This window comes from Janthinobacterium leeuwenhoeki (assembly GCF_051380795.1).
Lineage (GTDB): Bacteria > Pseudomonadota > Gammaproteobacteria > Burkholderiales > Burkholderiaceae_D > Janthinobacterium.
The window spans coordinates 1-12,248 of record NZ_JBNYXT010000050.1; the positions used below are offsets into that span (position 1 = coordinate 1).

11 protein-coding genes are annotated in these 12,248 nt (G+C 62.3%); 7 read left to right on the plus strand and 4 right to left on the minus strand.

The features are described 5' to 3' along the window. Positions 1-276: transposase (locus ACQ4WS_RS23915; protein WP_436479493.1), on the minus strand; the 276-nt coding region annotated here is incomplete at its 3' end. 280 nt (positions 277-556) lie between these two features. Here ACQ4WS_RS23915 and ACQ4WS_RS23920 point away from each other — a divergent pair. Further along, the gene (locus tag ACQ4WS_RS23920; protein ID WP_436479494.1) at positions 557-1,033 is read left to right on the plus strand and encodes a hypothetical protein; all 477 of its coding nucleotides are present in this window, start codon (positions 557-559) and stop codon (positions 1,031-1,033) included. 13 nt (positions 1,034-1,046) lie between these two features. Next, positions 1,047-1,550 carry a hypothetical protein gene (locus ACQ4WS_RS23925; protein WP_436479495.1) on the plus strand — a complete coding sequence of 168 codons (504 nt, stop codon included), beginning with the start codon at positions 1,047-1,049 and terminating at the stop codon, positions 1,548-1,550. Positions 1,551-1,592: 42 nt separating this feature from the next. On the opposite strand, the gene ACQ4WS_RS23930 is transcribed toward ACQ4WS_RS23925, so the two are convergent. The 3 genes from ACQ4WS_RS23930 to ada form a co-directional block, all read right to left on the minus strand. Further along, on the minus strand, positions 1,593-3,269 hold the full coding sequence (locus ACQ4WS_RS23930) for a mechanosensitive ion channel family protein (RefSeq protein ID WP_436479496.1): 1,677 nt from the start codon (positions 3,267-3,269) through the stop codon (positions 1,593-1,595). A gap of 75 nt (positions 3,270-3,344) precedes the next feature. Further along, complete coding sequence (locus tag ACQ4WS_RS23935) at positions 3,345-4,034, minus strand: 2OG-Fe(II) oxygenase (RefSeq protein WP_436479497.1); 690 nt, start codon at positions 4,032-4,034, stop codon at positions 3,345-3,347. Then, a complete protein-coding gene (gene ada / locus ACQ4WS_RS23940; protein WP_436479498.1) occupies positions 4,031-5,086 on the minus strand; it encodes a bifunctional DNA-binding transcriptional regulator/O6-methylguanine-DNA methyltransferase Ada in 1,056 nt (351 codons plus the stop codon). The genes ACQ4WS_RS23935 and ada overlap by 4 nt, the downstream gene beginning before the upstream one ends. Positions 5,087-5,266: 180 nt before the next feature. Between ada and hutC the strand changes: the two genes are divergently transcribed. The 5 genes from hutC to rho all read left to right on the plus strand — a co-directional run bounded on the left by hutC (position 5,267) and on the right by rho (position 12,229). Next, positions 5,267-5,986 carry a histidine utilization transcriptional repressor HutC gene (hutC, locus tag ACQ4WS_RS23945; RefSeq protein ID WP_070254615.1) on the plus strand — a complete coding sequence of 240 codons (720 nt, stop codon included), beginning with the start codon at positions 5,267-5,269 and terminating at the stop codon, positions 5,984-5,986. Between the two features lie 331 nt (positions 5,987-6,317). Continuing rightward, entirely contained in the window at positions 6,318-9,641 is a 3,324-nt protein-coding gene (locus tag ACQ4WS_RS23950) for a PAS domain S-box protein (RefSeq protein ID WP_436479499.1), read from the plus strand. Positions 9,642-9,711: 70 nt separating this feature from the next. Beyond that, positions 9,712-10,170 carry a response regulator gene (locus ACQ4WS_RS23955; RefSeq protein ID WP_436479500.1) on the plus strand — a complete coding sequence of 153 codons (459 nt, stop codon included), beginning with the start codon at positions 9,712-9,714 and terminating at the stop codon, positions 10,168-10,170. A 314-nt stretch (positions 10,171-10,484) separates the two neighbouring features. Then, a complete protein-coding gene (gene trxA / locus ACQ4WS_RS23960) occupies positions 10,485-10,811 on the plus strand; it encodes a thioredoxin TrxA (RefSeq protein ID WP_034780502.1) in 327 nt (108 codons plus the stop codon). Positions 10,812-10,966: 155 nt separating this feature from the next. Further along, a complete protein-coding gene (gene rho, locus ACQ4WS_RS23965) occupies positions 10,967-12,229 on the plus strand; it encodes a transcription termination factor Rho (RefSeq protein ID WP_034746249.1) in 1,263 nt (420 codons plus the stop codon). Positions 12,230-12,248 lie beyond the last annotated feature (19 nt).

Here is a 12,248-nt window from a genome sequence, read left to right on the forward strand (position 1 = left end):
GATGCCGACAAAGGCGCGAATAGATTGGCTATCGTAGATCGCGTCTTCGATGCCTTCGTCAGACAAGCCGAAGCATTGCTGGGCCACATACATGCGCAGCATGCGCGCCAGTCCGATTGGTGGACGGCCGGCACCCTCGACCTTCGGATAGAACGGCTCCACGGCTTTATGCAACTTGCCCCACGGCGTTACGCTATCGATCTCAGCGAGGAACCGGTCGCGCCGCGTCAGTTTCTTCTTGGCAGCATATTCAAGGTCGGAAAAGCTCTTTTGCATGGTCGATGGCGGACAGTGGCGATACCGCTATTGTCTCAGGTCGGACCGCAGCAGGGAACGGTGCCAGATGAATAAATCAGTGCTTCCCTAAAGATCCGTCCGATCCAACCTATGGTTACCAAGGAAAATTCTGCGTGAGAGCTACGGCGGATGGCGGCCAGCAAGTCATCCCCATCAACAGCGACATGCAGACCTGGATCGATGAAGTTTGTCCAGTAAACATCCAACCACAAAAGGGCCAATAATGTCCATCTACCATAAGACGCTATTGATACTCATCATGCTGATCAGCATGAGTGCTTCGGCCACCTCCCGCATGGCATATGCGGAAGTACAGCTAAAAAATGGCTTTCCCTGTTTCACCATTTCGCAAAAAGAAGAAGCACGCAACGGGCTTCCTCGGATTAGTGCGGTCGTACTGACAGATGTATCCGTCAAGCCTGCAGTCAAAGTATGGTCTTTTCTTTTACCGGGCGCAGCGACTATTCCTGTTCATGCCAAGTCCTGTCTTCTGTATGGAGTTGCACCAGCAACAGCAGAGGTCAAACCACCCAAAGCCCCGCCGCTGAAAACGGGGCGCATGTATGACGTCTTCCTGAACGGTGGGCCAGCCGATCCATCGGACCCTACTCGCGGTTACGTGGGAAAATTTTGCTTAATCACCGACATCTCCGGGGAGCGCAAGATTCTTCGTATCGACAGCGATAGCCAAGCCTGGATAGATGAAATCTGTCCAGAACATTCCCTCATCAGGTAATACGAGAACTGCCATGCCATATCCTCACACACTGTTATTCCTGCTTGCCGCGCTGGCGACTATCGATGCCTCGGCGTGGTCGCGCATGGGACCCGCCGCCGTCATCACGGAAGCGGGCCTTCCCTGCTTCAAGATTGCCACAGAAGAGGAACGATCAAGGGGGCCTGTCAGCCTGAAGATGCTGACGATCAGCACACCTGGGCCGAATGGCTGGAACAATGTATGGACCGTCATGTTCCCCAATGCCTCGTTTGGCGATCCCAACTATCGCCTGCCAAACAAGGGATGCGTGCGCTACGGCAAGGCGCCCGAGGGGGCCGAGAGCAGCGATGCCGCGCCGCTGGTGGAGGGAAAAGTGTATGGCGTATCTTTCCTGGGAAGGCCACCATCCGCGTCCGATCCCACTTCGCGCTACTCGGCAGATTTTTGCCTGCTCACGGCCCCCGCCGGGGGCTTCCAAGTGGTTCAGCTGACAAATGGCAAGAATACCTGCGCTCCCGAGGAAAAACCAAGATAGCACGTGTGATTTCTCCGATCACGATCAGACCACTCCTGGCGTTCAAGGCTTGGGCGGAACCGCCTCAATCGATTCCTCCCCCCGCTGCGCCGGCGCCCTGAACCATTCACCGGGCGGCACCACCTGCGACTCTTTCGGGTCATCGATGTAATGCGGCGAAGTGATCTGCACGTCGAATTCGTTGAAGACGTCGATGATGTTCTGGTGCAAGCGGTTCAGCACTTCGGCGCGCTGGCGGGGGACTTCGGCGCTGGCGTAGGCGACGAGGCGGTATTGCACGTAGTAATCTTGCAGGGCCAGCTGCATCACGTACGGTTTCGGCGTGGTCGACAGTTCCGGCGTGCGCGACGCGGCCAGTTCCAGCATGGCGTGTACTTGCCGCCATGGCGTGGCGTAGCCGATGGTGACGGTGGAATCGAGCACGAAGCCGCCGCCGGGCTGGGCGCGCGAGTAATTCTTCGTCGTTTGCGACATCACCCAGGCGTTCGGCAGGGCCACCTCTTCCCCCAGGCCCGTGCGCAAGCGCGTTTCGAACATGCCCACGTCGACCACCGTGCCTTCGCTATCGCCCACGCGCACATACTCGCCCTTGCGCAGGGCGCGCGTGTACATCAGGATCAGGCCGCTGGCGCCCTGGCCCACGATGCTCGACGCGCCGATCGACACCATCAAGCCCACCAGCACGGACAGGCCCTGGAAGGCTGCCGTGTGCGAGCCGGGCAGATACGGATACGCCATGGCCAGCGCGAACAGCCAGATCACCACGCTGGCGATGCGGCGCGTCGGCAGGGCCGTGTCCTTGTCCAGCCAGCCGATTTGCAATTCGCCGCTTTCCACGCGCTTGAACAGCGAGGCGGCCGTGGCGGCGATCAGGCGCGCGATGGCGAAGATCACGCACACCAGCACCAGCCCCGGCAAGGCGCCGATGATGGCGTGGAAGACGTCGGCCGCCACGTCGAACAGGTAGCCGCTCAGGCTTTCGCCCCAGGAACGCGTATAAGGCAGGCGGCCCAGCACGAAGGCAGCCCACAGATAGGTGGCCATCAGGCGCAAGCCCCACAGCACTGCGCTCAGCAGTTGATAAGCGAAGGCGATGTAATGCTCGGCATCGAGCACGCGCACATTCTTCAGGCGCACGTCGCGCAGGCGCGAGGCCAGCAGGATGCCGCTGCGGCGCTTGGCCCAATGGTAAAAGCGTGTCAGGCCCAGCCATACCAGCCAGAACACGAGGGTGGCGGCAGCGCAGACAGCGGCGGCGATCGCCAGGTAGCGCCAGCTGCTCTGCTCGCGATAGTCAAACATGGCCTTGCTCAATTCCCCGGCCGCCATTTTCGCCACGCTTTCCGTCGTGTCGCCGGCGAGCTGGTTGACGTCGCCCGGCACGACGACGAACAGCTGCACGCCATCGAGCAACACTTGCGTGCCCTCGGGAATCATGCGCGTGCTTGCCTGCAGGGGACCGTTTTTCGCCAGCACGCTTTCCAGGCGCCGCTGCGCACCGATGGCGCGGTCATCGGGCGGATAGCCGGCCAGCGCGGCCCGAAAAACAAACACCTTGCGGTTGGCAAACATCAGCGGCGCCGTCCTGGCCGCCGCAGCCTGTGACGGCGTCACGGCGGATGCGGCCTCCGCAACGAGCGCGGGCACGCCATCGTCCGCATGGGCTGCGGGCAACATAAAAATGGTCAACAGGCACAACAGGCGGAGCAACGCGGACATGGCAGAAATGAAAGAGTGACAGGGAGTAGCCATCATGCCATGTAATTCTGGAAACTCAAGCGCCGCAACTACCGTTCAGCCTGCATCATGAAAAATGATGCCCAGCGTGTGGCGCAAGCCCGAGCGCAGGCGCGACACGCCATGGCGCATGTTCACGCGGTAACTGCCGCGCGTGCCGTTCACGGGGCGCTGCGCGACGGGAAAGAGGACGGCGTCGCCCTGCGCCAGCGGCACGACCTCGGCGCGCGACTGCATGCGCGGGCGCTGTTCCGTCAGCACGAACTCGCCGCCCGTGAAATCCTCGTGCGGGCGCGACAGCAGCACGGCCAGTTGCAACGGAAACACGTGCTCGCCATACAGGTCCTGATGCAGGCAGTTGTAATCGCCCTCGCGGTAGCGCAGCAGCAGGGGCGTGGGCCGCGTCTGCCCCGCCGCATGGCAGCGCGCCAGGAAGTCTCCGTGCGCCACAGGAAAGCGGCTATCGAAGCCCATGCTGGCGTGCCAGCGGTTGGCAATCGCTGCCAGCGGCGGATACAAGGTGGCGCGCAGCTCGGCGACCGGCTCCGGCAGCGGATACGCCCAATACTGGTACTCGCCCTGGCCAAAACCATGGCGCTGCATCACCACACGGCTGCGAAAACGCGCCGCATCGTCATACTGCGCCGCCAGCGCCACGCACTGCGCGGGATTGAGCAAGCCTGGCACGACGGCGCAACCGTATTGATTCAGATCATCCTCGATCTGCCGCCAGTCCAGCGCCCTCACCGTTCACCCTCGCGTTCCAGCAGCGCCTGCTTGCGTTCCACGCCCCAGCGGTAGCCGGACAGCGCGCCATCGTTGCGCACCACCCGGTGGCAGGGGATGGCGACGGCCAGCGCATTCGCCGCGCAGGCACCGGCCACGGCGCGCGCGCCTTGCGGGGCGCCGATGCGCCGCGCCAGCTCGGCGTAGCTAACCGTGCTGCCGGCGGGAATCTCGCGCAAGGCTTGCCACACGCGCTGCTGGAACACCGTGCCGCGCACGTCGAGCGGCAAGTCCAGGCCGATAGCGGGCGCCTCGACCAGGCCGACGACTTGCGCCACCGTCTGTTCATAGTCAGGCTCGGCGCCGCGCAGCTCGGCGCGGGGAAAGCGGTCCTGCAAGTCGCGCAGCAGCACTTCCGGGTCGTCATCGATCAAAATGGCGCAAATGCCCTTGTCCGTGCTGGCCACGAGGATGGCGCCCAGCGAACAGGCGCCGATAGCGAAGCGGATCACGGCGCCGCTGCCGCCATCGCGAAACGCGCCCGGCGTCATGCCCAGCAAGCCAGGCGTGGCGGCATACAGGCGGCCACTGGAATTGAAACCGGCCGCATATAGGGTCTCCGTGACATTCGCCGCGCCCTGCAAGCCGGCCTTCAGGCGCTCGCCGCGCCGCGCCGCCGCATAGGCTTTGGGCGTGATGCCCGTGTGCGCCTTGAAGACGCGGTGAAAGTGAAAGCGGCTCATGCCGGCGGCCCTGGCAAGGCTGTCCAGGTCAGGCAGCTCGTCGCTGGCGTCGATCAGGCGGCAGATGTCGGCCACGATGGCGGCCTGGCGCTGGGCCAGCGGCGGCAAGTTGGGCTTGCAGCGCAGGCAGGGACGAAATCCGGCCGCCTCCGCCTGCTCGCAACTGGCGTGAAAGGCCACGTTGCGGCGCAAGGCGGGACGCGCGGCGCAGGAAGGGCGGCAATACACGCCCGTCGTGCGCACCGAGTAATAAAAGACGCCGTCGGCGTCGGGCGCGCGCCGCTGCAAGGCATCCCAGCGTTCATCGTCAGTCAGGTAAGCGTGTTCCATGGCGAACTCCGTGCAGGTCAATAGTAAGCAGCCAGCATAGCCAGCGCCCATGCGCGCCACACTCCGGCGCTTGCTTTTGAATTCAAAAAAGGCTGGCGGCAGGCAGGGTGCTCGGTGCTAAAATCGGCCATCGCGCCTCCAGCCGGCGGCGCGCCCTGCCCGTGCCCCGGAGAAACCGCATTGGACGACCACAATACCCAAGAAAATACGCCCATTTTCCAGCGCATCAAGGATTTTCTGCTGGCCGGCATCGCCGCCGGACGCTGGAAGGAAGGCGACGTGATTCCCTCCGAGCAAGCGCTGGTGAAACAATTCGGCGTCTCGCGCATGACGGTCAACCGCGCCGTGCGCGAACTGACCAGCGAACAGGTGCTGACGCGGCGCCAGGGTTCCGGCACCTATGTGGCGCAGCAAAAATACCAGGCGACCTTGTTGGAAATCAAGAGTATCGCCGATGAAGTGCGGGCGCGCGGACATATCCACCGCAGCAGCTTGCAATTGCTGGAACGCACCAAGGCATCCGACTTGCTGGCCAAGCAATTCGGCCTGCCGCCGGAACACCCGCTGTTTCATTCGCTGATCGTGCATTTTGAAAACGGCGTGCCGATCCAGGTGGAGGACCGCTGGGTCAATCCCGAGTGCGCACCCGACTACATGACGCAGGATTTTTCCAGCATCACGCCCAACGAATACCTGATGGCCGCCGCCCCCCTGCAAGGCGCCACCTACAGCATCGAAGCGCTGTCGGCGCCGCGCGACATCGCCGAAATGCTGGCCATCGACACCAAACAGCCTTGCCTGGTGCTGCGCCGCCAGACGCGCTCGGGCGGCAAGATCGCCTCGATCGCCACCATGTGGCACCCCGGACACCGCTATCAGTTCGCGGGAAGTTTTTCCTGAGGTCAGACATCGCGATTCAGTAGCACGATTTCGCGCCAACTTTCTCACCAATTCTCACCAAATCGCGAAAAAAACGGCCATTCCGGGGCAAAAAAAATCCCGTTTTTGCCGTTTCTGAACTTAAATACTCCGACTAAATATTCGATGCTATAGTTGCCGCCAGAAAGCGCCGCAGGCGTTTGTTTGAGCGCCCATCATGTACTGCCAGCCCAGTCCAATCACGCCCCAGAAAGGGATGCATTTGTCGTATTGCAGCCACACGAGTTTCAGCGCACCACGCCCTCGGCGCCCTGCGCTGCGCCGGCTCGCTCGTACGATGCTGGCGGCAGGCATGGCGCTTTCGCTGCCAGTGCAGGCGGCGGCGCACGGCATGGCGCCGGCATTGCTGTGGCCGTATGCTGCCGCCAGTGCCACCGCCCTGGCGGGACTGGCTTGCTGGCAAGCCTGGCGCTTGCGCCAGCAGTTGCGCCACCCGCCCCAGCCCGCGCAGGGCCAGTCCGAACAGGATGCCGGGCAAGCCTTGCGCGGCGCCGCCCTGGCTGGCTGGACATGGCGGCGCCAGTCCGACCGGCTGCAGTTCGCGCCGCAGTACCAGGACGTATTGGGCGACAAGAGCGCCAGGCTCGACCATGCACTGGCCGACTGGCTGGCCGAAGTCCACCGCGACGACCGCGCGCGCCTGAGCCTGGCCTTTCGCCAGCACCTGGACGGCCAGGCGCCCGGCACCTTCAATTGCGAATTCCGCTTGCGTCACAGCGATGGTCACTGGCGCTGGCTGCTGGCGCGCGGCGCCATCCTGGCGCGTGCCTCGGATGGCACCGCCACGCAGGCCAGCGGCATCGTCTGCGATATCAGCGAGCGCAAGCAGGACGAACAATCGCGCATGCGCTCGATGCTGGAAGCGGCGCCCGAAGCCATGCTGATCGCCGACGTCGAGGGCAAGGTGCATTACGCCAACCAGATCGGCGCGCGCTGCTTCGGCTACCCGCTGGCCGAATTGACAGGCATGTCGCTGGAACAACTGGTGCCGGAAAGCACGCCCAGCCACGCCGTGGGCGACCCGCAAGCGCGGCACAGCCTGCCGGGCCGGGTGATGATGGCGCGCCGCCGCGATGGTACGCACTTCCCCGCCAAGGTCAGCCTGTCGCCGCTGCGCATGGCCGGCCAGGTGTTTTCCATCGTCTCGCTGCGCGACATGACGCAGCGGCAACGCGCCGAGGAAGCGCTGCACGCCAGTTCGGAACGCTACCGCCTGATCGTGCAAACGGCAGCCGAAGGCATCTGGATGACGGATGCGGACGGCAAAACCACTTTCGTCAATCCGAAGATGGCGCACATGCTGGGCTACACGGTGCAGGAAATGCTGGGCCGTCCCCTGCTCGACTTCATGGACCGCGACAGCCAGTTGCTGATGCAGCGCCGCCTGGCCAGCCACGGCAGTCAGGCCAGCCAGCCGGATCAGGTCGATTTCCGCTTCTTCCGCAAGGATCAGTCCAGCCTGTGGGGCTTGCTGTCGAGCACCAGCATCCAGTCGGAGAATGGCGAGCCGGGCGGCACGCTGGCGATGATTACCGACATCACCGAGCGGCGCCAGGCCTCGATCGCCCTGTCGAACTCGAGCCAGCGCATGGCCTCCGTGTTTGGTGCCGTCACCAACGGCCTGGTGGTGCAGGACAGCCATGGGCATATCCTGGAAAGCAATGCGGCCGCCGAACGCATGCTGGCGGCCAGTCCGGCCGGCAACAGTTTGTGGCAAGCCATCCGCGAAGACGGTTCCGCCTTCGACCAGCGCAGCCATCCTGTGCACATCACCCTGTCCACGGGTGTCGCCATGCGCGACGTGCTGATGGGCGTGCAGCAGCCCGACGGCAGCCTGTCGTGGCTGTCCGTGAATACGGAAGCCATCCGCGATGAATACGGCAAGGTGGGCATGGTGGTGGCCAGCCTGACGGACATCACGTATCACAAGCGCAGCGAGAGCGCCTTGCGCGAACTCAATGAACATCTGGAAGAGCGCGTGGCGCAGCGCACGGAACAGCTGGACCAGGCCAAACAGGTGGCCGAAGAAGCCAGCCTGGCGAAGGGACAATTCCTGGCCAACATGAGCCATGAAATCCGCACGCCGATGAATGGCGTGATCGGCATGGCGTACCTGGCCCTGAAAACGGACCTGGAACCGCGCCAGCGCGACTACCTGGAAAAAATCCGCTTCGCCGGAGAACACTTGCTGGGCATCATCGACGATATCCTCGACATCTCGAAAATCGAGGCGGGCAAGCTGGAAATCGAGCGCGTCAACTTCAGTTTCGACCACGTGGTGCAAACCCTGATGACGGTGGTGGCGCCGCGCGCCGCCGGCAAGAACCTGGAACTGCTGTTCGAGATCGACCCGCAATTGCCCGCCGTGCTGGTAGGCGACCCGCTGCGCCTGGGGCAAGTGCTGATCAACTACGCCAATAATGCCATCAAGTTCAGCGAACAGGGCAGTATTACCGTGAAAGTGCGCAGGGTGGTGGCGGATGCGAAACACTGCCTGGTGCGCTTTGAAGTGTGCGACCACGGCATCGGCCTGTCGCAGGATGAAATGAGTAAACTCTTCCAGTCCTTCCAGCAAGCCGACACCTCCACCACGCGCGAATATGGCGGCACGGGCCTGGGCCTGGCCATCTGCAAGCAGCTGGCGCAGCTGATGGGCGGCGACGTGGGCGTCGACAGCCGCTCCGGCGCCGGCAGCACCTTCTGGTTCACGGCCAACCTGGGCATTTCCGACCAGGCCGCACCCGCCATGCTCGACAGCATGGTGCAGACGGCAGCCGCCATGCGCGCCAGCGCCGATGCGGCCCTGGTGATGCGCACGCTCAAGCATGCGCGCATCCTGCTGGTGGAAGACAATACCTTCAACCAGCAAGTGGCGCTGGAATTGCTGGAGGAAGCGGGCGCCTGCGTCTGCCTGGCCAACAATGGCGAAGAGGCGCTCGACCTGCTGCGCCAGACCCAGTTCGACTGCGTGCTGATGGACGTGCAGATGCCGCTGATGGATGGCTTGCAGGCGACGCGCCACATCCGCGCCGACCCGCAGTTGGCGCACCTGCGCGTGCTGGCCATGACGGCCACGGCCACCAGCGAAGACCGCGTGCGCTGCCTGGAGGCGGGCATGGACGATTTCATTTCCAAACCGATCCAGCCGGCCATGATGTACCAGACCATCGCCAGCTGGCTGCCGGCACATGAAACGCCGCCACCACCGGCGCGCAGCCGCGCCGCGCCCGCCTTCAAGACCACGCTGGCAGGCGACCCGCAGGTGATCGACCTGTCCATCCTGGCCAAGTTGCTCGGCTACAACCCGGAAAAGGTGCGCAAGTTCGCTTTCAAGTTCCTGCAGACCACGCAGGATGGCTTTGACGACATCGATGCAGCCCTGGCGCGCGGCGACGTGCCCCAGGTACGCGAACTGGGGCACCGCATCAAGTCGTCGGCGCGTACCGTGGGGGCCCTGGGGCTGGCCGAGCTGTGCCACAACCTGGAAACCCTGGCGCCAGGTGAACCGGACGACGAGGCTGAGCGGGCACAACGCATCGTGGCGCGCCTGTGGCCACTGCTGGAACAGATTACCGAACAAATCATGAATAACACCAGCTTTGCCAATGACGACTAGCTACCGCCAAATCACGTTACGGCAAGGTATCGGCATCGACAGCGATGCATATCAACAGAAAGACAGGACGATGAACACTGTATCAAACCAAGCAAGCCAGGAACACAACGAAGCAGGCCTGACGCCATTGCGCGTGCTGCTGCTGGACGACGACGTTTTCATGCTCGACGTGCTCAGCGACATGCTCGAGCAAATGGGCCCGTTCGACATCCGCTGCGAGTCGCACAGCGAACAGGCGCTGGCCACCCTGAAGCAGCACCAGCCCGATCTGCTGATCTGCGACCTGTCCATGCCCGACATCGACGGCATCGAATTCCTGCGCATGGCGGCTGAAAACGGCTTCCGCGGCGGCGTGGTCCTGCTGTCGGGCCTGCATTCGGCCGTGCGCCTGGCGGCCGAACGCCTGGCCGTGGCGAATGGCCTGCATATACTGGGCACCTTCCGCAAGCCGATGGAAAGCGCGGAATTGCAGCTCATGGTGAACTTGCAACTGCAACACACGGCGCGTCTGGCCAGCACGCAAGCCTGATCGCACAGGCCGGCCGGGAGAGCAGGCAAGGCGCCGCGGGCCAGCAGGCATGCGGCTTTGCCGCCCTGCCGGCACACGCAGGAGTGATATGCTGGCGATATGCCTCAAGTTTTTCTGCAATAATCGCCACGCTTTGAAAAAATGGGTTATTATTTCAGCCATCCCCGCCTGCATACCTCTGGTCGCACCTTCCAAGAACATTGAAGTCGTGCCCATTGTCCCCATCTTCTCACTGCATTCCAGGAAGCATGGATGGCGAACCAGCGTATGGTTAATTCCAGGCATTATTGATCCCACCCTCATTTGAGGAAAATATGAGCGAAAATATCAAACACATTAGCGATGCATCTTTTGAAGCAGACGTCCTGAAATCCGAGTTGCCAGTACTGGTCGACTTCTGGGCAGAATGGTGCGGTCCCTGCAAGGCCATCGCCCCGATCCTGGAAGAAGTGGCCAAGGAATATGCCGGCCGCATCCAGATCGCCAAGATGGACGTGGACGCCAACCAGGCAGTGCCTGCCAAGTTCGGCATCCGCGGCATCCCGACCCTGATCCTGTTCAAGGATGGTGTTGCAGCTGCTCAAAAAGTGGGCGCCATGGCCAAGGGCCAGTTGACCGCTTTCGTCGACAGCAACATTTAATGTATGATGGGCAGCGCTGCGCCCGCAGCGCCGCCTGACAGGAACGACCGGGAAGCGGCTTTGCCATCATTCGTGCACAGCCTCCCCAATAATTAATCAACGCCACGCAGTCCCCTCCCCTACCTTTACATCCCGTCTCGGGACACTCAACACATATGCATTTATCCGAACTAAAGGCCCTACACGTATCCGCCCTGCTTGAGATGGCGATCGGTCTTGACATTGACAACGCAGCCCGCTTGCGCAAACAGGAGCTGATGTTCGCTATCCTGAAAAAACGCGCCAAGTCCGGCGAACAGATTTTTGGCGACGGCGCCCTGGAAGTGCTGCCTGACGGCTTCGGCTTCCTGCGCTCGCCTGACGCCAGCTACATGGCGTCCACCGACGACATTTACATCTCCCCTTCGCAAATCCGCCGCTTCAATCTGCATACCGGCGATTCGATCGAAGGCGAGGTACGGACCCCGAAAGATGGCGAACGCTATTTCGCATTGGTCAAAGTCGACAAGGTCAACGGCGAATCGCCGGAGATGTCGAAACACCGCATCCTGTTTGAAAACCTGACGCCGCTGCACCCGAACGAGCCGCTGCGCCTGGAACGTGAAATGAATGGCCAGGAAAACATCACCGGCCGCATCATCGACCTGATCGCCCCGATCGGCAAAGGCCAGCGCGGCTTGCTGGTGGCGTCGCCGAAATCCGGTAAGTCCGTGATCCTGCAGCACATCGCGCATGCGATCACGGCCAATCACCCGGATATCACCCTGATCGTGCTGCTGATCGACGAACGTCCGGAAGAAGTTACCGAAATGCAACGTTCGGTACGCGGCGAAGTCGTCGCCTCGACCTTCGACGAGCCGGCCACGCGCCACGTGCAAGTGGCCGAGATGGTGCTGGAAAAGGCCAAGCGCCTGGTCGAAATGAAAAAAGACGTGGTGATCCTGCTCGACTCGATCACCCGCCTGGCGCGCGCCTACAACACCGTCATCCCTGCCTCGGGCAAGGTACTGACCGGTGGTGTCGATGCAAACGCGCTGCAACGTCCAAAACGCTTCTTCGGCGCCGCGCGCAATATCGAAGAAGGCGGCTCGCTGACCATCATCGCCACGGCGCTGATCGAAACGGGTTCGCGCATGGATGACGTGATCTTTGAAGAATTCAAGGGTACCGGCAACATGGAAGTGCATCTGGAACGCCGCCTGGCCGAAAAGCGTGTCTATCCGGCAATTAACCTGAATAAATCAGGTACCCGCCGCGAAGAACTGCTGATCAAGCCGAACGAGCTGCAAAAAATCTGGATCCTGCGCAAGTTGCTGTACTCGATGGACGAGATCGAGGCGATGGAGTTCATTCTCGACAAGATGAAGGCGACGAAAAACAATGCCGAATTCTTCGACATGATGCGCCGCGGCGGCTGATTTTAGGGGTCAGACCCGC